Source organism: Xanthobacter sp. SG618, from assembly GCF_012932745.1.
GTDB classification, from domain to species: domain Bacteria; phylum Pseudomonadota; class Alphaproteobacteria; order Rhizobiales; family Xanthobacteraceae; genus Xanthobacter; species Xanthobacter flavus.
Window position 1 is genome coordinate 92,977 of record NZ_JABBHL010000009.1, and the last position, 23,500, is coordinate 116,476.

Sequence of the window (23,500 nt, forward strand, 5' to 3'; positions counted from 1 at the left end):
CTTTCGTGCGCCGTAAGAGTGATGATCGACGAAAATCGTCAGTGTTAAATCCGTATTTCGCAGACCCGAGCCACAGGATCGTTCCATGCCCCGCCTTGACGTTCCGATCCGAACCGGCCGCCGCCTGAAGGGCCTGGCGGCGCTGCTCCTCGCCGGGTCCGCCGTGCTGCTCGCCGGCTGCGGTCAGGAAAACCCCGCCAATGCCGGCGAGGCGCCTGCCTCCAAGGAGGCCACGCTCGCCCGGCCGGTGCAGGTCACGACCGTCAGCTTCCGCCCGCGTCAGACCCAGAAGAGCTTCGTCGGCGTGGTCCGTGCCCGCCGCGAGATCGACCTCGCCTTCCGCGTGGGCGGCAAGGTGGTGCAGCGGCTTGTGGAAGTGGGCGACCGCATCGAGCCCGGCACCGTGGTGGCCCGCCTCGATAAGGAAGACCTCAAGCTCGAGCTGGAGAGCGCCAAGGCGGAGATGCAGGCGGCCACCGCCAACCTCGCCCAGACCACCACCGAGGACACCCGCTATCGCGCGCTCACCGCCAAGGGCGCGGCCTCCAACGCCGATCTCGACCGCAAGTCGCTCGCCAAGGAGGAGGCGGTGGGCCGCCTCGAACGCGCCAAGCGCTCGCTGGAGCTGGCGGAGAACCGCCTCTCTTATGCCGACCTCGTCACCGACGCGGCGGGCGTCGTCGTCGCGACCTCTGCGGAGCCGGGGCAGGTGGTGGCCTCGGGCCAGACCATCGTGCGCGTCGCCCGCCTCGACGAAAAGGAAGCGCTGGTCTCCCTTCCCGAGACCGCCCTTGCCGATGCCCGCACGGCCGATGCCGTCGTGACCCTCTGGGCCGATCCCGGCCGGCGCATTCCCGCGCGCCTGCGGGAGCTATCGCCGCAGGCCGACGTCACCTCCCGCACCTATCCCGCCCGCTTCTCCCTGGAGGGTGCTGACGGGGCGGTGGCGCTGGGCATGACCGCAACCGTGACCCTTCGCCCCAAGGACCAGCAGCAGGTGGCACGCCTGCCGCTGTCCGCGCTCATCGATCGCGGCCATGGCCCGCAGGTGTTCGTGGTGGATGGGGCGACCCATGCCATCGTCGCCCGCCCGGTGGAGATCGCCGCTTATACGGGTGATGAGGTGCTGCTCTCCGGCGGTGTCGCGCCGGGGGATGCGGTGGTGATCCTCGGGGTTCAGACGCTGCTGCCCGGCCAGAAGGTGCGCACCGTCCAGGCGCCTGCCGTGACCGAGGTGGCCGAGCGCCTTCCGTCGGTCGAGACCCGCCGGGCGCAGGCGCCCGCCGCCGGCACCAGCGTGGCGGAGCAGCGTCCGTGAGCGGCGCAGGCCCCTCCCACGATCCGGCGCCCGGCGCCGTGTCCGCGCCCGAAGGCGCCTCGCGCTTCAATCTTTCGCGCTGGGCCATCACCCATCGCGCGCTGACTTTGTTCGCCATCCTCCTGCTCGGCGCGGCGGGGGCCTATTCCTATTTCAATCTCGGCCGCGCCGAGGACCCCTCCTTCACCATCAAGGTCATGGTGGTGCAGGCCGCCTGGCCCGGCGCCACCGCCTCCGAGATGCAGGCGCAGGTGGCCGATCCCATCGAGAAGAAGCTGCAGTCTTTGCCGCACCTCGACAGGGTGGAGAGCTATTCGCGCCCCGGCGTCTCCTTCGTGCAAGTGTTCCTGCGGGACAACACGCCCGCGAAGGAGGTGAAGGACCTCTGGTACCAGGTGCGCAAGAAGGTCTCCGACGTGCGCGGCGATCTTCCCGCCGGCGTCATCGGGCCGGGCTTCGACGATGAATATGGCGACGTCTATTCCGCCCTCTACATCCTGAGCGGGCAGGGGGCGGCGCCGGCCGAGCTGAAGCGGCAGGCGGAGCTCATCCGCCAGCGCCTGCTGCGCGTGCCCAATGTGGAGAAGGTGGACCTCATCGGCGAGCGGCCGGAGAAGATCTACATCGAATTCTCCCACGCCCGCCTCGCCAATCTCGGCATCACGCCGCAGCAGGTGTTCGACAGCGTGGCCCGGCAGAACGCCGTGGTGGCCGGCGGGGCGGTGGATACCCGCTCCGACCGGATCAACCTGCGCGTCACCGGCGCCTTCACCGGCGTCGAGGCCATCGCCGAGGTGCCGGTGGCGGTGAATGGGGCGCTGCTGCGCCTCGGCGACATCGCCACGGTGAAGCGCGGCTATGAGGACCCGCCCGCCTTCCTCATGCGCCAGCATGGGCTGCCGGCGCTGGGCATTGGCGTGTCCATGGCGCAGGGCGCCAACATCCTCACCCTGGGCGAGGGGCTGAAAACCGCCATGGCCGAGGCCACCGCCGAGCTGCCGCACGGCATCGACGTGACGCAGGTGGCCGATCAGCCGCACATCGTCGGCGAATCGGTGGGCGAGTTCCTGAAGACCTTCCTCGAAGCCCTCGTCATCGTGCTGGTGGTGAGCTTTCTGTCGCTGGGCTTCCGGACCGGCATCGTGGTGGCGCTCTCGGTGCCGCTCGTGCTCGCCATCGTCTTCCTCATCATGTTCTCGGCGGGCATGGACCTCCATCGCATCACCCTGGGCGCGCTCATCATCGCCCTCGGCCTCCTGGTGGACGACGCCATCATCGCCATCGAGATGATGGTGGTGAAGATGGAGGAGGGCTGGGACCGCATGTCCGCCGCCACCTTCGCCTGGACCTCCACCGCCTTTCCCATGCTCACCGGCACGCTGGTGACGGCGGCCGGCTTCCTGCCGGTGGGCTTCGCCAAGTCCTCCTCGGGCGAATATGCCGGCGGCATCTTCTGGGTGGTGGGCATTGCCCTCATCGCATCGTGGTTCGTGGCGGTGATCTTCACCCCCTATCTCGGCACGGTGCTCCTGCCGGACATGAAGAAGGCGGGCGGGCATCACGAGATGCACGACGGCCGGCTCTACCGGATGCTGCGCGGGACGCTGGAATTCTGCCTGCGCCACCGCTTCATGGTCATCGGCACGACGGTCGTGATGTTTGCCGGGTCCGTGGTGGCCTTCGGCTTCGTGCAGCAGCAGTTCTTCCCCACCTCCACCCGGCCGGAGCTGTTCCTGGAAATCCGCCTGCCTGAGGGCACCTCCATCACCGTCACCGAGGCGACGGCGAAGAAGGCGGAGGCCCTCGTCGGGGAAGACCCAGACGTGGCCACCAGCACCACCTATGTGGGCCGTGGCGCGCCGCGCTTCTGGCTCGGCCTCAATCCGGTGCTGCCCAATCCGAACTTCGCGCAGATCGTGATCGTGGCGAAGGACGTGGCCGCCCGCGAGCGGCTGAAGGCGCGGCTCGATGCGGAGCTGGCCGAAGGCGCGCTCTCCGAAGCGCGGGTGCGTGTGGACCGCTTCGTGTTCGGCCCGCCGGTGGGCTTTCCGGTGCAGTTCCGCGTGGTGGGGCCGGACCCCATCGCGGTGCGCGACATCGCCGAGAAGGTGCGGCTGGTGATGGCCTCCGACACCGACATGATCGACCCGCACCTCAATTGGGGCGAGCAGGTCAAGTCCATCACCCTCACCGTGGATCAGGACCGCGCCCGTGCGCTCGGCACCTCGCCGCGCGATATCGCGGAGACGCTGCAGACCCTGCTTCAGGGCTACGCCATCACCCAGCTGCGCGAGGGCAACCTGCTCATCGACGTGATGGCCCGTGCCGTGCCCGAAGAACGGGTGGATCTGGAGCATCTCGCCGCGCTCACCGTGACCACCCGCAACGGGCTTGCCGTGCCGCTCGGACAGGTGGCGCGCATCGGCTATGCCCATGAGGAGCCGATCCTCTGGAGGCGCGACCGCGACCTCGTGCTCACCGTGCGCGGCGACGTGCGGGACGGCGTGCAGCCGCCGGACGTGACCACCCGCCTCCTGCCCAAGCTGGCGCAGCTCAAGGCCGAGCTGCCGCCCGGCTATCGCATCGAGACCGGCGGCTCCATCGAGGAAAGCGCCAAGGCCAATGCCTCGCTGGCGGCGGTATTCCCGGTGATGATCATCGTCATGCTCACGCTGCTGATGATCCAGCTGCAGAGCTTCTCCCGCCTTGCTCTTGTGCTGGCGACGGCGCCCCTCGGCCTCATCGGCGCGGCGGCGGCGCTGCTCATCGCGCACCGGCCGTTCGGCTTCGTGGCGCTGCTCGGACTCATCGCGCTCGCCGGCATGATCATGCGCAACACGGTGATCCTGGTGGACCAGATCGACCACGATATCCGGGACGGCGCGACGCCCCACCGGGCCATCGTGGAGGCGACCCTGCGCCGGGCGCGTCCGGTGGTGCTCACGGCGCTGGCCGCCGTGCTCGGCATGATCCCGCTGGCGGAGAGCGTGTTCTGGGGGCCGATGGCGGTCACGATCATGGGCGGCCTGCTGGTGGCGACCGTGCTCACCCTGCTGGTGGTGCCGGCGCTCTATGCCACCTGGTTCCGCGTGAAGGTCACGGAAGAGGAGACCGCACCGGCCGCGCTGCCGCAGCCGGCGTCATGATCCCCCTCATCTGAACAGGACGCGCCCCGACGCCCCCCGGGGCCGTCCGCTCCGCCCGTTCCCGGCAACGCCCCCGCCGAGGACGGGCGGGGCGGTTTTTCGAATCGGGCGGAGTGCCGCGACTCAGTCCTTCTTCTCGCGCAGAGCGAGGCCGAACATAAGCGTGCCGACGCCGTTGACGATGAGGTCGACGCCGAGGAACAGGCCGAGGATGTAGACGGAGTTCACCGGCCAGCGGGCGATGATGATGAGGCCCAGCAGCAAAGTGACGACGCCGGACACCACGATCCAGCCCCAGCCCTTGCCGTGCTGCGAGCCGAAGCCGGCGAAGAGGCGGAAGATGCCCTCGACGGCGAGCGCCACGCCGATCATCAGCGTGAGGACGCCGGCACCGAGCAGCGGGTTGTACATCATGAGGCCGCCGGCCACGACGTAGAGCACGCCCGCGAGCAGCCAGTAGAAGAATCGGCCCCAGCCCTGCACCCGGAAGGCGTGGATGACCTGCACCACGCCGCCCACCAGAATCAGCGCGCCCACATAGAGCACGGTGACGACCGTGGAGGCGAGCACGTGGGCGAGGGCGACGAAGCCCAGTACGATGAAAGCGATGCCGAGCACCGCGAACCAGCCCCAGCTTGCACGCACGGCGTGCAACTGGTCGGCGACGGCGGAAGCGGGGGTGGGCGCAGATGCAGGCGTGGACATGGGCCTCTCCTGTCAGCTTGATCGCTGCTGGGCCATCATATCGAATGGGAACGCCGCGCACAGCGGTCTTCCGCTCCGGCAGATTGCGGAGCCTGCACCCGGATCAGGGGGGCTCCAAACGCGAAACGGCCCGGCGTGGGCCGGGCCGTTTCGGTGATGTCTTTCCGCCGTGGGAGCGGGCTGCGCTCAGCGCTGGGCGGCGGGCTTGCCGGCCGAGGCGGTGGAAACCGGCGCGGCATTGGCCTGCGGGGCCGAATTCGCCTTGGGCAGGATCACAACCTTGGTGCCGACCTTGGCGCGGTCGTAGAGGTCTTCCACGTCCGCGTTCAGCATGCGGAAGCAGCCGGAGGACACGAACTTGCCGATGGTCTGCGGCTCGTTGGTGCCGTGGATGCGATAGATGGTGCCGCCGAGATACATGGTGCGGGCGCCGAGCGGGTTGCCGGGGCCGCCGGCCATGAAGCGCGGCAGATAGGGCTGGCGCTCGATCATCTCGGACGGCGGACGCCAGTCGGCCCATTCCTTCTTCGCGGTGATCTTCTCGGTGCCGGCCCAGGTGAAGCCCTCGCGGCCAACGCCGATGCCGTAGCGGATGGCCTTGCCGCCGCCGAGCACGAAGTAGAGGTAGGTGTTCGGCGTATCGATGACGATGGTGCCGGCCGGCTGGGTGGTCACGTAGTCCACCGTCTGACGGCGGAAGCGCTCGGCCACGGGCTCGGTCGGATCGACATTCTCGATGCGCGGACCGGACGGCGCTTCGGTCGTGCCGGGCACCACGGCGGAGTTGGGGCCGTAGGAACCCGCAGGGGCCGGCGCGTTGTTCAGGCTGGCATAAAGCGCATCCTGATCCACGGCGCCGCGGCCGGAGCCGGAATAGCCGGGCTGCTGGCCATAGGCCTGCTGCTGGGGCTCATAGGACGTGGGGGTCGCCTGGCGACCGTAGAGGTCGGGCGCGGAATTGTAGACCGGCTGGCCACCATAGGCCTGCTGCCCCTGCGCCGGAACGGCGGTCGGGTAGGGACCGGAATCAGGCGCCACCGCAACAGGGCCGCCGGGCGCGGGCTGCGGATAGCCCTGCTGCGCTGGCTGGGGATAGGCCTGCTGGGGCTGACCCGGCGCGGGAAGGTCCGTGCGCTCCACCTGATCGCGGCGCACCGGCGCCTGCTGGCGCGCATAGGGGTCCGAATAGCCGGGAGGCGCCTCGCCATAGCCGCCGACAGGGGCGGGCGGGAGCGTGCCGGTAGCATCGTCCTGCTGTCCGCCGGGCAGACTGTAGTTCGGCCCCCCGTACGGCCCCTGGGCGAAGGCCGGGGCGGCTAGAACGGACGCGCCGACGGCGGCGAGGAGAAGGGTGTTGCGAAGGGTCATGCTTGAGGTGTTAACCGTGAAACGTGACGAAATTGGAAACGGGTCGAGGAAAAATTTGGCCCGTCCGGCGGTAACTTGTTCCGGCTTTGCAGCTCTTGTCCTGAAACGCCTTTAGGCCCGCAAGAGATCCCCGGCAATGCGAGATTCCGGCAGGCTCGCGATCGTGATCGCAGTGTGGCGCGCGGGGCATAGACGCCGGACTTGAATGCCGGTCGGTAAGGATATAAAGATATCTTTATGTCAGATCGGCCTTTGCCCGCAGCTTCCTCCTTCGCCGCCGTCCTCGAGGGCCTCAAGGCCGCCGGGGAGGATACGCGCCTGCGCCTTGTCGCCGTGCTGGGCGAGGCGGAGCTGACCGTCTCCGATCTCACCGAGATTCTCGGCCAGTCGCAGCCGCGCATCTCGCGCCACCTCAAGCTTCTGGCCGATGCCGGGCTGGTCGACCGCCACCGCGAGGCCAGCTGGGTCTTCTATCGCCGCGCCGCGGAGGGACCGGGCGGGCGAATCGCCCGGAGCCTGCTCGACCTTCTGGACCGGGACGATCCCGTCCTCGCCGGCGACCGGGCGCGGCTGGAGGCGGTGCGCGCCGCCCGTGCTGCCGCCGCGCAGGGCTATTTTGCCGCCCATGCCCGCCAGTGGGACGAGATTCGCCGCCTCCATGTGCCCGAGGCGGCGGTGGAAGCCGCCGTGCGTCGCGCTTTCGCCGGCGCGCCCATCCGCGCGCTGCTCGATCTCGGCACCGGCACCGGCCGGATGCTGGAACTGTTCGCGCCGGACATCGAGCGCGGCATGGGGGTGGATCTCTCCCCCGACATGCTGGGCGTCGCCCGCGCCAATCTGGAGCGCGCCGGCGTGCGCAACTGCCTGCTGCGGCAGAGCGACATCTATGCCGTTCCGGTCCCGCGCGACGCGTTCGACGCCGTGATCGTCCATCAGGTGCTGCACTATCTCGACGACGGCAGCCGCGCGCTGAAAGAGGCGGCGCGGGTGCTGGCGCCCGGCGGTCGGCTGCTGGTGGTGGATTTCGCCCCCCATGGCCTCGAATTCCTGCGCGAGGCCCATGCCCACCGCCACCTCGGCTTCGCCCGTGCGACGGTGGAGGGCTGGCTCGCCGCGGCGGGCCTCGAGCTCGTCTCCTTCGACACCCTCGCCCCCGATGGCGGTGCCGGCGACGGCCTCACCGTCTCGCTCTGGCTCGCCCGCGATCCGCGCTACGTGGTGGCCGACGCCGACCTTGCCCAAAGGGAGATTGCCTGATGACCACCCCCGCTTCCATTCCCGCCGCGGCGCCCGTGCGGGCCAGCCGGGAGATGGACCGGCCGCCGGTCAACGTCTCCTTCGAGTTCTTCCCGCCCAAGACCGAGGAGATGGAAAAGACCCTGTGGTCCTCCATCCACCGGCTGGCGCCGCTGTCTCCGAGCTTCGTCTCCGTCACCTATGGCGCGGGCGGCTCCACCCGGGAGCGCACCCATGCGACGGTGGCGCGCATCGTGAAGGAGACGGACCTTCATCCAGCGGCGCATCTCACCTGCGTCGGGGCCAGCCGGGCCGAGATCGACGACGTGGTGCGCGCCTACAAGGATGCCGGCGTGAAGCACATTGTCGCCCTGCGCGGCGATCCGGCCACCGGCGTGGGCACGGCGTACGAGCCGCATCCGGAGGGCTACCCCTATGCCTGCGATCTCGTGGAGGGCATCCGCCGCATCGGCGATTTCGAGGTGTCGGTCTCGGCCTATCCCGAGAAGCACCCGGAAAGCGCGAACCTCGATGCCGACATCGATTATCTCAAAGCCAAGGTGGACGCCGGCGCCACCCGCGCCATCACCCAGTTCTTTTTCGAGAACGACGTCTATTTCCGCTACCTCGACAAGGTGCGCGCCAAGGGCATCGACATCCCCATCGTGCCGGGCCTCCTGCCGGTGACGAACTTCAAGCAGGCCTCGAACTTCGCCACCCGCACCGGGGCGAGCGTGCCCGCATGGCTGCTGAAGCGGTTCGAGGGGCTGGACGACGATGTGGAGACCCGCAAGCTCATCGCCGCGGCGGTGGCGGCGGAGCAGGTGACGGACCTCGTTGATCGTGGCGTCACCGATATCCATTTCTATACCCTGAACCGCGCCGACCTCGTCTACGCCATCTGCCACCTGCTCGGGCTGCGCCCGAATGCGGGGCCGGTGCCGCAGGCGATGGCGGTCTGAGCGCGACGCCATTCCCGCCGGCGCGGTGCGCCGGACTGTCCTTCACGGAGGCGCGCGCGTGCGTCGCCCCGAGCCTCGAGACCGCCCCATGACCGCGCCCACGACTACCGCCGCTTCGACCCACGCCGACACCATCTTCGCCGATCTCGCCAAGGCCGCCGCCGAGCGCATCCTGGTGCTGGACGGGGCCATGGGCACCATGATCCAGCAGCTGAAGCTGGACGAGGCGGGCTATCGCGGCGAGCGGTTCAAGCACTGGCCGCGAGACGTGAAGGGCAACAACGACCTTCTCAGCCTCACCCAGCCCGATGCGGTGCGCGCCATCCACCTCGAATATTTCCGTGCCGGCGCGGACATGGTGGAGACCAACACCTTCTCCGGCACCTCCATCGCCCAGGCCGACTACGGCATGGAGGAGATCGTCTACGAGCTGAACTTCGAGAGCGCGAAGCTCGCCCGCGAGGCGGCCGACATCGCGCAGAAGGAGGACGGCCGCCGCCGCTTCGTGGCCGGCGCCTTCGGCCCCACCAACCGCACCGCCTCCATCTCGCCGGATGTGAACGACCCCGGCTTCCGCGCGGTGACCTTCGACGAGCTGGCCGACGCCTATTTCGAGCAGGCGCGTGGCCTCGTGGACGGCGGCGCCGACATTCTCCTCGTCGAGACCATCTTCGACACGCTGAACGCCAAGGCGGCCATCTTCGCCATCGAGAAGCTCTATGCGGAGCGCGGCTTCCGCCTGCCGGTGATGATCTCCGGCACCATCACCGACCTCTCCGGCCGCACGCTTTCGGGCCAGACGCCGAGCGCCTTCTGGTATTCGCTGCGCCACGCCAAGCCCTTCTCCATCGGCCTCAACTGCGCCCTCGGCGCCCGCGAGATGCGCGCCCACATCGCCGAGATCGGCCGGGTGGCGGACACCCTCGTCTGCGCCTATCCCAATGCGGGCCTGCCCAACGAATTCGGCATGTATGACGAGAGCCCCGAGGCCATGGCGGCCCTCGTAGGCGAGTTCGCCGCCTCCGGCCTCGTGAACGTGGTGGGCGGCTGCTGCGGCACGACGCCCGCCCACATCCGCGCCATCGCCGAGGTGGTGAAGGGCAAGGCCCCGCGCGAGGTGCCGGAGCTGGAGCCGCGCCTGCGCCTCTCCGGCCTTGAGCCGTTCGAGCTGACGCCGCAGATTCCCTTCGTGAACGTGGGCGAGCGCACCAACGTCACCGGCTCCGCCCGCTTCCGCAAGCTCATCACCACCGGCGACTTCCCCGCCGCCCTCGCGGTGGCGCGCGACCAGGTGGAGAACGGCGCGCAGGTAATCGACATCAACATGGACGAAGGCCTCCTCGACAGCGAGGCCGCCATGATCACCTTCCTGAACCTCGTCGCCGCCGAGCCGGACATCGCCAAGGTGCCGGTGATGGTCGACAGCTCCAAGTGGGAGATCATCGAGCAGGGGCTGAAGCGCCTGCAGGGCAAGGGCATCGTCAACTCCATCTCCCTCAAGGAGGGCGAGGAAGCCTTCCTCGAGAAGGCCCGGCTGGTGCGCGCCTATGGCGCCGCCGTGGTGGTGATGGCTTTCGACGAGGAGGGGCAGGCCGACAGCTACGCCCGCAAGACCTCCATCTGCGAGCGCGCCTACCGCATCCTGACCGAAGAGGTGGGGTTCCCGCCGGAAGACATCATCTTCGATCCCAACGTCTTCGCGGTGGCCACCGGCATCGAGGAGCATTCGGGCTATGGCGTCGCCTTCATCGAGGCGACCCGCTTCATCCGCCAGAGCCTGCCCTATGCCCATGTCTCGGGCGGCGTCTCCAACCTCTCCTTCTCGTTCCGCGGCAACGAGCCGGTGCGCGAGGCCATGCACGCCGTGTTCCTCTACCACGCCATCAAGGCGGGCATGGACATGGGCATCGTCAATGCCGGCCAGCTCGCCGTCTATGACGAGATCGAGCCCAAGCTGCGCGAGGCGTGCGAGGACGTGGTGCTGAACCGCCGCGCCGACGCCACCGAGCGCCTGCTTGAGATCGCCGAAGGCTTCAAGGGCGCGGCCGGCAAGGAGAAGAAGGAGGCCGACCTCGCCTGGCGCACCTGGCCGGTCGAGAAGCGGCTGGAGCATGCCCTCGTCAACGGCATCACCGACTTCGTCGAGGCCGACACCGAGGAGGCCCGGCAGACGGTGGCGCGCCCGCTGCACGTCATCGAGGGCCCGCTGATGGCGGGCATGAACGTGGTGGGCGACCTCTTCGGCGCCGGCAAGATGTTCCTGCCCCAGGTGGTGAAGTCCGCCCGCGTGATGAAGCAGGCGGTGGCCTACCTCATGCCCTTCATGGAGAAGGAAAAGGAGGAGCAGGGCATCACCTCCGCCTCGGCCGCCGGCAAGGTGCTGATGGCGACGGTGAAGGGCGATGTCCACGACATCGGCAAGAACATCGTGGGCGTCGTGCTCCAGTGCAACAATTACGAGGTCATCGACCTCGGCGTCATGGTGCCCACGCAGAAGATCTTGCAGGTGGCCAAGGACGAGAAGGTGGACGTGATCGGCCTCTCCGGCCTCATCACCCCGTCGCTGGACGAGATGGTGAACGTCGCCTCCGAGATGGAGCGTGAGGGCTTCGTCGTGCCGCTGCTCATCGGCGGCGCCACCACCTCGCGCGTCCACACCGCGGTGAAGATCGCGCCGCGCTACGAGCGCGGGCAGGCGGTGTATGTCACCGACGCGAGCCGTGCGGTGGGCGTCGTCTCCAACCTGCTCAATGCCGAGACGCGCGGCACCTATGTGGCCGACGTGCGCGCCGAATATGCCAAGCTCGCCGAGGCCCACGCCCGCGCCGACGCCAACAAGCAGCGCCTGACGCTGGCCAAGGCGCGCGAGAACGCCCTGAAGCTGGATTTTTCTGCCCACACGCCGGAAAAGCCGTCCTTCCTCGGCACCCATGTGTTCGAGGACCATGACCTCGCCGACCTCGTGCCCTTCATCGACTGGACGCCTTTCTTCCAGTCCTGGGAGCTGACGGGCCGCTACCCTGCGATCCTGGAGGACGCGGTGGTGGGCGAGCCGGCGCGCGCGCTGTTCGCCGATGCGCAGGCCATGCTCAAGAAGATGGTCTCGGAGAAGTGGGTGACGGCCCGTGCCGTGGTGGGCTTCTGGCCGGCCAACGCCGTGGGCGACGACATCCTCCTGTTCCGCGACGACACGCGAAAGACCCCCCTCGCGACCCTGCACACGCTGCGCCAGCAGCTTGCGCGGCGCGAAGGCCGCTTCAACCTCGCGCTGTCGGATTTCATCGCCCCGCTGGAGAGCGGCGTCGCCGACTATGTGGGCGGCTTCGCGGTGACGGCGGGCATCGGCGAGGAGGATCGGGTGGCGGCCTTCAAGGCGGCCAATGACGACTATTCCGCCATCCTGCTGAAGGCCCTGTGCGACCGCCTCGCCGAGGCCCTCGCCGAGCGCATGCACCACATCGTGCGCACCAAGCTGTGGGGCTATGCCACCGACGAGGCCCTCGCCAACGACGACCTCATCGCCGAGCGCTATCGCGGCATCCGCCCGGCGCCGGGCTATCCCGCCCAGCCCGACCATACGGAGAAGGCGACGCTCTTCGAGCTCTTGGACGCCACCCAGAAGGCGGGCATCCACCTCACCGAGAGCTTCGCCATGTGGCCGGGGGCGGCGGTGTCGGGCTTCTATTTCGCCCACCCCGAAAGCGCCTATTTCGGCGTCGGCCGCATCGAGCGCGATCAGGTGGAGGACTACGCCCGGCGCAAGGGCTGGACCCTGGCGGAGGCCGAGCGCTGGCTCGCCCCCATCCTCAATTACGACCCGGCGCGGGTGGCGGCGGCGGAGTAGCCCCGCCTCCTCGGCTTACTTGAGCGCGGACAGCGCGCCGAACTGGCGGCCGACACCCTCGGAGAAGGCGTTGGCCAGCCGTACGAAGCCGGCGACGTCGATCTCCTCCGCGCGGGCGGTTTCCTCCACGCCGGCGGCCGCGAGCAGGGCCTGCGCATCGACGCCGAGGGTCTTCAGGCTCTGGCGCAGCATCTTGCGGCGCTGGCCAAAAGCCGATTCCGTGACCTTTTCCAGAGCCGACAGCGCGCAGGGCAGGGGCTCCGGGCGCGGCACGAGGTGGATCACCGAGGAGGTGACCTTGGGCGGCGGCACGAAGGCCGAGGGGGCGACATCGAAGGCGATCCGCCCCTTGGTGCGCCAGCCGGCGAGCACCGCGAGGCGCCCGTAGGCCTTGGAGCCCGGCTCCGCCACGATGCGCTCGGCCACTTCCTTCTGGAACATGAGGGTGAGGGAGGAGAACCACGGCGGCCACGGGTCCGTGGAGAGCCAGCCCACCAGCAGAACCGTGGCGATGTTATAGGGCAGGTTCGCCACCACCCGCGCCTCGCCCTCGCCGATGAGGGGGCGCACGTCCACCTTCAGCGCGTCGCCCTCGATCACCTCCAGCCGGCCGGGATAATGCGCCGCCACCTCGGCCAGCGCATCCATGCACCGCCGGTCGCGCTCGATGGCGATGACGCGCTTCGCGCCCAATGCCAGGAGCGCGCGCGTCAGGCCGCCCGGACCGGGACCGACCTCCACCACCGTCACATCCTCCAGCGGCCCGGAGGCGCGGGCGATGCGGCCGGTGAGGTTGAGGTCCAGGAGGAAGTTCTGCCCCAGCGACTTCTGCGCCGAGAGGCCATGCCGGCGGATGACGTCGCGCAGCGGCGGCAGATCGTCGAGCGCGCTCATGCGCGCGCCAGGGCGGGAGCGGGAGCCGGGCGCGCCGCCGCTTCGGCATCGGCCAGCCGGCGCGCGAGCCTGAGCGCCGCCATGAGGCTGGACGGGTTCGCGCGGCCCGTGCCGGCGATGTCGAAGGCCGTGCCGTGGTCCGGCGAGGTGCGGATGAAGGGCAGGCCGAGGGTCACGTTCACCCCGTCATGGAAAGCGAGGGTCTTGGCCGGGATCAGCACCTGGTCGTGATACATGCCCACCGCCACGTCGTAGCGCGCCCGCGCCTCGGGATGGAACATGGTGTCGGCGGGCAGGGGGCCGATGGCGAGCATGCCCTCGCGCTTCAGCGCCTCCACGGCGGGCCGCACGATAGCCTCGTCCTCACCGCCGAGCGTGCCCTCTTCCCCGGCGTGGGGATTGAGGCCGCAGAAGGCGAGCCGCGGCCGGGCGATGCCGAAGCGGCTGGCCATGTCGCGGGCGACGATGCGGCCGGTCTCCACCAGCAGGTCGATGGAGAGCAGGGTGGGGACGTCTGCATAGGGCACGTGGATGGTCGCCGGCACCACGGCGAGCTGCTCCGACCAGATCATCATCACCGGATGGGGGGGCGGACGACCCGGCGCGGCGGCGCGGTCGGCCAGCCACTCGGTGTGGCCGGGAAAGGGGAATCCGGCCTCGTACATCACCGACTTGGCAAGCGGATTGGTGACGAGGGCTGCGGCCCGCCCGGTTGTCACGAGGCCGAGGGCGGACTCAAGGCTCGCCACCACGCAGGCGGCGGAGGACGCATCCGGCCGGCCGGCGCGGCCCGTGAAGGCGGGGCCGGCGGGGAGCACGGGCAGGGCATTGGCAAAGTGTGCCACCGCGCCCTCGGGGGTCGTCTCCACCAGCGGGATATCGAGGTTCAGGAGGCGGGCGCGGGCGGCGAGCGCGGCAGGATCGCCGGCGACGATGAAGGCCGGGACGGCTGCAGCGCCACCTTCAGGCCCGCGACGGCGCAGGAAGGCGGCGAGCGCGACGTCGGGGCCGATGCCGGCCGGATCGCCAAGGGCGAGAACGAGGGGAGAGGCGGCGGGCATCAGGGATTCGTCAGCAGCACGGGTTCAGCGACCGGCGTGGGCGCCGGCCGACCATAGCACGCAAGCGACGGGCGCAATGCACGCCCGTTCCGGTCAGCGGCGGTATTGGATGAGGGACTGCTTGCGCAGCTCGGCGAGGAACTTCTTTGATTCGGCGGTGAACTGGCTGGAGGTCAGCTCGTCCTTGATCTCGCGCTTCTGCGAGCTCTCGCCGCGCACCTCGCGCTTGCCGCACATGGCAAAGGTCTCGACACCGGCCTGGGCGACCTCGGGCGGGGTCAGCCTGCCGATTTCGGTCTTGTCCAGAATCTGCTTGAGCTGCGCCGGGATCTCGGAGGACAGGCGGGTCACCTTGGGGCGCACCACCACCTCCTTCATGGACTTCACCATCTGGGCGCCGCCGTCGCAATCTGTAAATCGGCCGCGCAGGGCGTTGGCTTCCGCCAGTCGCGCCTGATGCGTGCTGGCATTGCGCGGCACCACGAAGACGATGGGCATGAGGGTGTATTCGGTGGCGACCATCTGGGTCTCGCCGCGCTTCTGCAAGGCGGCGATCACGTCCGCGTCGCGGATGTTCACGGTGCCGGAGCGGGCGCGGACATATTGGCCCCAGACATAATCGGCGAGCAGCTTCTGCTTGAAGGTGCGGTCGTCGAGGCCCTGCTGCTTGAAGCCGGACGAGAGCTGCTCGGGCGTGCGCCCGGACCGTTCGGCCACCGAGGCGAACAAGCGGTCCACGTCCTTCTGGTCCACGTCGAGCTTCAGACGCGCGCCCTGCTGGATCTTCAGGCGCTCGTCGATCAACTCCTCCAGCGCGTCCTTGGCGCTGACGGGCTTGCGCTCGATGAGGTTGTGCAGGAGTTGGCGCTGCGAGACGTCGTAGCTCGTGATCGGATCGCCGTTGACGAGGACCACGATCTGCTGCGCGTGGGCCTGCGTTCCCGAGGCAAGCACGGGAAGGAGGAGGGCGGCGGCGAGGAGAAGAAGGCGTACGAGCGGCATGGTCCTGTCCGGGGGGCTGCCTGCGACTTTTGTCTTCATCCTGTGGCGGCAATGCGGCTTCGCGAACGTGGCCTTACCGTTCGCGGCCGCAGCCGGCATCAATTCGAGGATTCGGAGCCGAAGCTGGTGGAGAAGCCGCCTTCGCCGAGGGTGCGCAGGCCGATGCGGAACATCACCTTCGTCACCGGCGGCGCGTTGGGGCCGTTGAGGGTGTAGTCGGAGATGTAGTTCAGGGCGAGGGTGAAGCAGTCGTCGATGTAGCTGAGGCCGACGAGGGTGTAGTCCACCTCGCCCGCGGCGAAGTCGTAGCGGATGGCGCCGCGGACCGCCCAATTGTCGTTCAGCTTGTAGGACGCGTTGGTGTAGATGCCCTCGCGCGGATCGTAATAGCCGAGCAGCGGCTGCGCCTCGTAGCGGCCGTAGGTGACGGCGATGTTGAACCGGTCGATCTCGGCCCGCGCCTGCAGCTCGAACCGCTGCATGGAGAAGTTCTGCTCGTCGAACCGGAAGCGGGTCACGAACTCGAGATACTTGGTGGGCGAGTAGCCGAATTTGGCAATGTAGTCCGAGGCCGAGGTCTCAAGGCCCGACTCAAGGCCGGTATTGGCCATGTCGCCGTAGGCGTAGGAGTTCTTGCCGAACAGGTTGTAGGACTGGCCGACCACGGCGGTGAACAGGCCGGCACCGTTGATGGCGGCGGTATAGGTCACGCCGAGGTTCAGGCGGCTGCCGCCCTCGACCCGGTCGTAGCCGGAATACTTGTTCACCTCGAACAGGTTGGTGTCGTCGAACACCAGGCTCTGGGCGTCCTCGTTCGGGAACTTGCCGATGTTGCTCTCGTTCGGGCGGATGATGACCTGTGCCCGCGGCTCGATGGTCTGGGTGCCCCAGCTCTCCGCCGAGATGAAGGGATATTTGTAGTCGAGGCCCACCGCAGGCATGGCGCGGATGAGGTCGTCGCTGCCGGACTGGAGCGGGTTCTGCCCGGGGAAGGTGGGGCCGAACTGGTAGCTCGCGGGCAGATAGGAGGTGTTGACCGAGGCCACGTCCACCCGCGCCGTGACGAACGGCGTCCACTGCTGGCCGAGGGGATCGGTGATGGTCTTCTTCCAGTACACGTCGCCGGACAGGCGCGTGTAGTCGCCCGGCGCGCCGCGCAGCAGGCATTCCTTGGCGTTCGGGCTCCACAGGGTGCACGCCCCGGTGGGCACGCCGACGCTGCCGATGGCCGAGGTGAGTTCAGAGGTGCCGATGAAGTCGGCCTGCTGGCGGGTCAGGCTGGTGAGGTTCACCTTGAACCCGGCCTCGCCACCCCACAGGGCGTTGTTGAACACCTTGTCGTAGTTGAGCGTGCCGACGACGGGCTGGCGCGCCTGGTCATCCGTCACGCCAAGGCCGAGGAAGTAGAGGCCGCGCAGATCGAAATAGGACCGGTCGCCCTGGCCCGTCAGGTAGACGGTGGAGGTCTTGGTGGTGGTGGTGTCCGGGATCAGGTTGTAGTCGCGCAGGAAGGTTCGGTCCGAGGCGACGGTGGCATCCCAGCCGAAGGTCCAGAACTTGTTCAGCGCGAAGGCGCCGGAGCTTTCCACCGCGCCGCGGTCCTGGCGATAGCCGGGCAGCACCTCGGTGATGCCGTTCGAGGTGGTGATGAAGTCCTGCGGGTTCTGCTGCACGATGCCGGCGGCGCGGATGGTGTAGCTGCCGTTGATCAGGCGCTGGCGCCACTCGCCCTGCATCAGCACGCCCTGCTGGGTCAGGAAGGCGGGAGTGAGGGTCAGGTCACGGTCGGGGGCGATGTTCCAGAAGAAGGGAACGGCGACGCCGTAGCCGATCTGGCTCGAGGAGAAGAACTCCGGCATCAGGAAGCCGGTCTTGCGCTTCACCGTCGGGTCGGGCGACGACATGTACGGGAAATAGGCCACCGGCATGCCGAAGAACTCGACCCAGGCGTCCTCGTAATAGACCATCTTCTCGTCGTCGTTGTGGATGATCTTCTTGGCCTTGATCTGCCACAGCGGAGGCTTGGAGGGGTCGTCCTTGCACGGCTCGCAGGCCGTGTAGATGCCGTTCTGGAACACCGTGATGTTGCCGTCGGTCCGGTCGGCGCGGACGGCGGCGAAGTGGGTGTTGTCCGGCGTGTCGAGGCGCAGGGAATCGATGAAGCCCTGCTTGAAGTCCTGGGTCAGCTGCAGCGTGTCGGCAGTGACGATCTTGCCGTCCTTGTCCTTGAGGCGGGCATTGCCTTCCGCGCGCAGGGTGTTGGCCTTGCGGTCCAGCACCACGCGGCGCGCCTCCAGGGTGGAGCCGTCATAATAGATCTGGACGTTGCCGACCGCCGAGACCGTGTCCTTCTGGTAGTCGTATTCAAGCTGGTCGGCCGTCACCAGCATCTTCTGGTTCGGGTCGAGCTGGCGCGCGGTGAGGATATTGCTGCCCGGCGTCGTGTTCTGGCTGGCGGCCGGCTGGGTCTGCGCACGGGCGCTCCCCATCGGCGCGAGGAGGGCGACGAGGCCGGCAAAGATCAAGCTGAAGGCGGCAGCCGAGGAGGCGCGTCGAGACGCGCGACCACCCGTTCCCCGCGCAGCTGCGCGAAGGCCCCTGGCAGTCATCCCTACGGCGGGGGGATGCCCGACCGTCATCCGTCCTCCCGGTGCAACAGAATGAGCGCCCCCAACAAAATCCCGGTCACTGCAGGAAACCACGCAGCAGCAACGGGATGAACGATTCCCGCCTCACCGAGGTCCTCGGCGAGCTTGGTCCCAACATAAAGCAGAAAGCCCGCAAGCACGCCACCGAGAATCGTCTGGCCCACCCCGCCGAAGCGGAACACGCGGAGGCCCACGACCGCGGCAATGAGGACCATTGCCACCAGCAGAAACGGCTTCGCGAGAAGGCTCTGGAGCTGCAAGCGGTATTTTTCCGCGCCGAAGCCGGATTGTTCTGCACTGCGAATAGCCGACGGGAGTTGCCAGAACGACACGGTTTCCGGGGCGATCAGCGAATCCTGGACCTGCTTGGGGTCCAGCTTCGTGGCGATCATGTAGGTATCATAGGAAGCAAGATCGAGGCCCGGGACGAGCACCTTGGCGCCGGTAAGAATCCATGCACCATCTCCCAAGGTTGCAGATTTCGCCTCCACACGCTCCATGAAGTTCCCGGCCGGATCGAACTCGAAAATCACCACGCCGGAAAGCACGCGGCCCCCCTGGCGGGAGGACTGCGCCTGGATGATGGACTGGCCGTCCACGCTCTGCTGTCGAATCCAGAATTCCTTCTTCCCCTGGGTGAACCCGGGCGTGCCGCCGCCGCTGGCGAAGATGTCGCCCTCGATCTGGTTGGCCCGCTCCTTGAAGTCGGCGGAGATCGGGTTGAACACGCAGGTGGCGAAAACGCCCACCAGGAAGGCCACGAGCACCGGCGGGGTGATGAACTGCCAGACCGAAAGCCCCACCGCCCGCGCCACCACCAGTTCCAGTCGGCGGGACAGGATGACGAAGGTCACCATGCCGCCGAACAGAACGGCGAACGGCAGCAATTGCTCGGTGAAGGCGGGGGCGCGGTAGAGGGTGAGCAGGGCCAGCAGGCTCACCGTCACCTGATCGCGGTCGGCCGTGCGCCGCGCCATCTCCAGGAAGTCCACGAGCACGATCAGCGTGACGCAGGACAGGAAGATGACCGCCACTGCGTGCGCAAAGCGGCGCGCAAAATAGAAGCCGAGGATGCGTCCGATCATCGTCAGGCGGCCGCCCGCCGCGAGAACCGAGCCCGGATGGAATCGATGAACGCGGTCAGCGCCGCTGGCGGGGCGAGGCGGATCCAGCCTTGCAGCACCATGGCGCAGATGATGACGGTGACGACGGGCAGCGCGTAGATCAGCGGCACCGCCGCGGCATTGGCCTTGAGCTGGCCGGCGATGGCGAAGTTGCCGATCTGCACCAGCCCCATGGCCGGGATGATGGCGGTGAGCGCGGCGCCCCGGCTCTGGCGGGTGGTGCGTGGCTGGGCGAGCGCCGCGGCGGCGATGGCGAAGAAGGCCATGGGATAGAGCCCCGCGGACAGGCGCTTGTGCAGCTCTTCCCGATACCGGCCGGGGAAGAATCGCACGTACATGTCTTCGGGCGGCGGGTTCATCACATAGGTGAGGGGCCGTTCCATGGGCTTGATGTCCACGCCCTTGTTGTCCGGTGCCAGCGACGAGAGGTCGAAGGCGTAGCGCTGGAACTCCACCACCGAGGAATTGGCGGCCTTGCTGTCGGAGCGCCCCTGCTTCTGGTCGCCAGCTGCGGGAGCCGCGGCGGGCGGCGCTGCCGGCTCGGACGCCTTGGCGGCCTGTCCACCGGCGTTCTGGGCGGCGAGCTTGGCACGGGCGGCGGCGCGGGCCTCTTCGGGCGTCGGCTGGGGCGTCGCCTCGGTCTTCCACAGGTCGCCGCCGCGCCGGTGAATGGAGCCGTTTTCCAGCACCAGGAAGATGCCGGCCTTGCTCTCGACGATCTGGCCGCGATCCGCGAGGTATGTGGAAACCTCCTTCTCGCGGGCGTCATTGATGAAGATGCCGCGCATCACGCCATTGGCGGAGCGCTCGCGCACGTGGAAGACGAGGCCCTGCGTCAGGTTCACGAAGCGGCCGGGCTGGGCGACGAAGGACACCACGTCCGCGCGCACCTTGGTCACCTGCTCGCGGAAGCTGGTGAGGCTGGCCGGCACCACATGGACCGCGAGGGAGGAGCAGAACAGGGACACAAGGATGGCCAGCAGGATGAGCGGGCGCAGCAGGCGCCACGGCCCCATGCCGGCGGCCGCCATCACCACGATCTCGCTGTCGCCGTTGAGCTTCAGCAGGGTGTAGGCGGTGGCGATGAACAGGGCGGCCGGGGCGATCACCAGCACCAGCGTGGGCATGGTGAGGCTGGTGATGGCGATGAAGGCGAGGATGGTTTGGCCCTGGCTGGTCACCAAGTCGAGCTGGCGCAGGGCCTGCGTCGCCCAGATCATGCCGGCGAGCACGACCACGACCCCCAGGAAGGCGACAGCCGCCGTGGAGAAGATGTAACGATCCAGACGGCCCATCACAGCATGCCTTACAATGCGCGGAGCCGCCCCCTCACTCGCATGTCGATCGACAGCGCGCTCTGGATAGCCGGAAGCCGTCCGCCGCGCAAATGCCGATGGGGAACTGCCCGGCTTCCGTCTGTGAATGGCCGCGCGGCTCAGCCGGCGCGGCCAACCGTTCTCAGGGCGAAGAGGTAGACCAGCGCCACCTCGTCCAGCCGGTCGAACCGCCCGGCGGCGCCGCCATGGCCCGCGTCCATGTTGGTCCGCAGCAGGATGGGCCGTTTCCCGGTATCGGCCGCCCGCAGCCGCGCCACCCACTTCGCCGGCTCCCAATAGGTCACGCGCGGATCGGTGAGTCCGGCCAGGGCGAAGATGGAGGGGTAGGCCTGGGCCGTCACATTATCCACCGGCGAATAGGCCCGGATTCGCTGGAAGGCCTGCTCATCGGCGATGGGATTGCCCCACTCCGGCCATTCCGGCGGGGTGAGGGGCAGGGTGTCGTCCAGCATGGTCGTGAGCACGTCCACGAACGGCACCTCGGCGACGATGCCGGCGAACAGATCGGGCCTGAGGTTGGCGACCGCCCCCATCAGCATCCCGCCCGCCGAGCCGCCCTGGGCGACGATGCGCTCGGGCCTGGTGAAGCCTTCCGCGATCAAATGCTCGGCGGCCGCGATGAAGTCGGTGAAGGTGTTGGTCTTCTTCGCCAGCTTCCCGTCGGCATACCAGCGCCAGCCCTTGTCCGTGCCGCCCCGTATATGGGCGATGGCATAGATGAAGCCACGGTCCACCAGCGACAGCCGGTTGGTGGCAAAGCCGGCGGGAATGGTGATTCCATAGGCACCGTAGCCGTAGAGCAGCAGCGGGGCGGAGCCGTCGAGCGGAGTGTCCTTGTGGTAGATGAGCGAGACCGGCACGGTTTCGCCGTCCGGCGCCGGGGCCATCAGGCGGCGCGTCACGTAATGCGCGGGGTCGTGGCCGGAGGGCACCTCCTGCCGCTTCAGCATCTCGCGCCGGCGGCTCGCCATGTCATAGTCCCACACCTCGGACGGCGTGGTCATGGACGCATAGGTGAAGCGCAGCTGCGTCGTGTCGAAGGCGTATCCCGCCGACATGCCCAGCGCATAGGCCTCCTCGTCGAAGGCGATGGCGTGTTCCGCGCCGTCGGCGAGCGACCGGATGACGATGCGCGGCAACCCGCCCTCGCGTTCCAGGCGCGCCATGTGGCCGCTGAACACCGTGTGGCTGAGGATCATGCAGCCCGGGCGATGCGGGACGAGATCGCTCCAGTGCTCCCGCCCCGGCGTGGCGACGGGGGCCGTGGTGATCTTGAAATCCTCGGCGCCGTCCGCATTGGTCAGGAAGATCAGGGCATAGACGCCGCCAAGGTCGGGATGGTGCTCCACCTCGTAACGCACGCCCTCGGTGCGGGGCGCGATGCAGCGCGGGGTGGCGGCGGGGTCTTCAAGGTCCAGAAGGTGGACCTCCGACGTCTCGTGATCGCCGCAGGCAATCAGCCCGTAGCGGCGGGACTGGGTTTCGCCCAGCGAGACGAAGAAACCCTTGTCCGGCTCCTCATAGATCAGAGTGTCCGTCTCGGGAGCGGTGCCGATGACGTGCCGGAAGACGAGGGATGGGCGGTGCTCGGCATCCCGGCGAATGTAATAGAGCACGTTGCCGTCGGCACTCCACAGGAGGTCGCCCGTGGTCTCCTCGATGGCGTCGGGGAGGTCGGTGCCGGTCGCGAGGTCGCGGACGCGAAGCGAATAGAGCTCGGAGCCGGACGTGTCGGCGGAATAGGCGAGGCGGCCATGGTCGCTGCTGTGCCGCCAGTGGCCGAAATGGAAATAGGCCTTGCCCTCGGCCTCCTTGTCGCCATCGAGGAGGATGACCTCCGGGCCATCCGGCAGAGCCTTGCGGCAGGCGAGGGGGTGCTGGCCCCCCTCCCGGTGGCGGGAATAATAGGCGAAGGGGCCGTCCGGCGCGGGCACGGAGGAATCATCCTCCTTGATGCGCCCGCGCATCTCGGCGACCAGCTTTGCCTTGAGATCGCCGAGCGGCGCGAACCAGGCATCCGCATAGGCGTTCTCGGCTTCCAGATAGGTCCGGATGTCGCCGTCGAGCACCGATGGGTCGCGCATGACGGCGCGCCAGTTGTCGGCGCGCAGCCAGGCGTAGTCGTCGGTGAGGGAAATGCCGTGGACGGTGCGGGTCGACGGACGGCGAGGGGCGCGCGGCGGCTCAGACGCCACGGTCTGCCTCGTCGTCCGTCTTCAGGGAGAGGGCGGTGCCGTTCATGCAGAAGCGCAAGCCGGTCGGCGCCGGGCCATCGGGAAAGACATGGCCGAGATGGCTGTCGCACGATGCGCAGCGCACCTCGATGCGGCGCATGCCGTGGGAGACGTCCTCATGGGTCACGACCGCCTCCGGCGAGACCGGCTGGAAGAAGCTGGGCCAGCCGGTGCCCGAATTGTACTTGGTCTCGGAGCGGAACAGCGGCGCGCCGCAGGCGACGCATTCATAGAGGCCGGCGCGCTTCTCGTCCCAGTAGGGGCCGGTGAAGGCACGCTCGGTGCCGGCCTGACGGGTGATTCGGAACTGCTCGGGCGTGAGGCAGGAGCGCCATTCGCTTTCGCTCTTCACGACCTTGGTGTGGTCCGCGTCGGAAGGGGCAGAGGTGGACATGGAAGAACCCCAGTCTGATTTGTCGCAGAGGTAGGCATTCCATATGGCAACGGCAAGGCTGCGCCGATCACATGACCGCGGGCGGGCAGTGGAGGGGTGCTGCGGCGCGGCCGCTCTTTTGCGCCGCGCCGCGGCGGGTCGGCAATGCAGAACTGCGATATCGCGACAACTGACGAAGATGAGCCGTATAGCCGAAATATCGGTTGCAAAGTCGAAAATGCGAAACT

Annotated in this window: 15 protein-coding genes; 5 read left to right on the forward strand and 10 right to left on the reverse strand. The window is 68.3% G+C overall.

Annotation, left to right across the window (positions count from 1 at the left end; genetic code table 11):
- The first annotated feature begins 85 nt into the window (after positions 1-85).
- Together FHT36_RS21195 and FHT36_RS21200 are read left to right on the forward strand one after the other, a co-directional pair.
- Positions 86-1,318 carry an efflux RND transporter periplasmic adaptor subunit gene (locus FHT36_RS21195; protein ID WP_169124447.1) on the forward strand — a complete coding sequence of 411 codons (1,233 nt, stop codon included), beginning with the start codon at positions 86-88 and terminating at the stop codon, positions 1,316-1,318.
- A 38-nt stretch (positions 1,319-1,356) separates the two neighbouring features.
- A complete protein-coding gene (locus tag FHT36_RS21200; RefSeq protein WP_169124582.1) occupies positions 1,357-4,464 on the forward strand; it encodes an efflux RND transporter permease subunit in 3,108 nt (1,035 codons plus the stop codon).
- Between the two features lie 123 nt (positions 4,465-4,587).
- Here FHT36_RS21200 and FHT36_RS21205 read toward each other — a convergent pair whose 3' ends face one another.
- Together FHT36_RS21205 and FHT36_RS21210 are read right to left on the reverse strand one after the other, a co-directional pair.
- The gene (locus FHT36_RS21205; protein ID WP_169124448.1) at positions 4,588-5,169 is read right to left on the reverse strand and encodes an HdeD family acid-resistance protein; all 582 of its coding nucleotides are present in this window, start codon (positions 5,167-5,169) and stop codon (positions 4,588-4,590) included.
- Between the two features lie 186 nt (positions 5,170-5,355).
- Positions 5,356-6,537 (reverse strand): L,D-transpeptidase, encoded by a 1,182-nt coding sequence (locus tag FHT36_RS21210; protein ID WP_169124449.1) that lies wholly within the window; start codon positions 6,535-6,537, stop codon positions 5,356-5,358.
- A gap of 237 nt (positions 6,538-6,774) precedes the next feature.
- Here FHT36_RS21210 and FHT36_RS21215 point away from each other — a divergent pair, with 237 nt between their 5' ends.
- The 3 genes from FHT36_RS21215 to metH all read left to right on the forward strand — a co-directional run bounded on the left by FHT36_RS21215 (position 6,775) and on the right by metH (position 12,579).
- Positions 6,775-7,794 carry a metalloregulator ArsR/SmtB family transcription factor gene (locus FHT36_RS21215; protein WP_169124450.1) on the forward strand — a complete coding sequence of 340 codons (1,020 nt, stop codon included), beginning with the start codon at positions 6,775-6,777 and terminating at the stop codon, positions 7,792-7,794.
- A complete protein-coding gene (gene metF / locus FHT36_RS21220) occupies positions 7,794-8,735 on the forward strand; it encodes a methylenetetrahydrofolate reductase [NAD(P)H] (protein WP_210257906.1) in 942 nt (313 codons plus the stop codon). Before FHT36_RS21215 ends, metF begins: the two co-directional genes overlap by 1 nt.
- 88 nt (positions 8,736-8,823) lie before the next feature.
- Positions 8,824-12,579: a methionine synthase gene (gene metH, locus FHT36_RS21225; RefSeq protein WP_169124451.1), complete on the forward strand. Its 3,756-nt coding sequence runs from the start codon at positions 8,824-8,826 to the stop codon at positions 12,577-12,579.
- A gap of 15 nt (positions 12,580-12,594) precedes the next feature.
- On the opposite strand, the gene rsmA is transcribed toward metH, so the two are convergent.
- The 8 genes from rsmA to msrB form a co-directional block, all read right to left on the reverse strand.
- Positions 12,595-13,473, reverse strand: coding sequence for a 16S rRNA (adenine(1518)-N(6)/adenine(1519)-N(6))-dimethyltransferase RsmA (gene rsmA / locus FHT36_RS21230; RefSeq protein WP_169124452.1), 879 nt, complete (start codon positions 13,471-13,473; stop codon positions 12,595-12,597).
- Entirely contained in the window at positions 13,470-14,537 is a 1,068-nt protein-coding gene (gene pdxA / locus FHT36_RS21235) for a 4-hydroxythreonine-4-phosphate dehydrogenase PdxA (protein WP_210257921.1), read from the reverse strand. The genes rsmA and pdxA overlap by 4 nt, the downstream gene beginning before the upstream one ends.
- A 90-nt stretch (positions 14,538-14,627) precedes the next feature.
- Positions 14,628-15,536: a peptidylprolyl isomerase gene (locus FHT36_RS21240; RefSeq protein WP_210257907.1), complete on the reverse strand. Its 909-nt coding sequence runs from the start codon at positions 15,534-15,536 to the stop codon at positions 14,628-14,630.
- A gap of 98 nt (positions 15,537-15,634) precedes the next feature.
- Positions 15,635-18,061: an LPS-assembly protein LptD gene (locus tag FHT36_RS21245; RefSeq protein WP_246702357.1), complete on the reverse strand. Its 2,427-nt coding sequence runs from the start codon at positions 18,059-18,061 to the stop codon at positions 15,635-15,637.
- Positions 18,062-18,171: 110 nt separating this feature from the next.
- Positions 18,172-19,269, reverse strand: a complete 1,098-nt coding sequence (gene lptG, locus FHT36_RS21250; protein WP_169124455.1) for an LPS export ABC transporter permease LptG — start codon at positions 19,267-19,269, stop codon at positions 18,172-18,174.
- A gap of 2 nt (positions 19,270-19,271) precedes the next feature.
- Positions 19,272-20,603, reverse strand: a complete 1,332-nt coding sequence (locus FHT36_RS21255; RefSeq protein ID WP_169124456.1) for an LptF/LptG family permease — start codon at positions 20,601-20,603, stop codon at positions 19,272-19,274.
- Between the two features lie 140 nt (positions 20,604-20,743).
- A complete protein-coding gene (locus FHT36_RS21260; RefSeq protein ID WP_169124457.1) occupies positions 20,744-22,840 on the reverse strand; it encodes a S9 family peptidase in 2,097 nt (698 codons plus the stop codon).
- Positions 22,830-23,273 (reverse strand): peptide-methionine (R)-S-oxide reductase MsrB, encoded by a 444-nt coding sequence (gene msrB / locus FHT36_RS21265; RefSeq protein WP_169124458.1) that lies wholly within the window; start codon positions 23,271-23,273, stop codon positions 22,830-22,832. The genes FHT36_RS21260 and msrB overlap by 11 nt, the downstream gene beginning before the upstream one ends.
- Positions 23,274-23,500 lie beyond the last annotated feature (227 nt).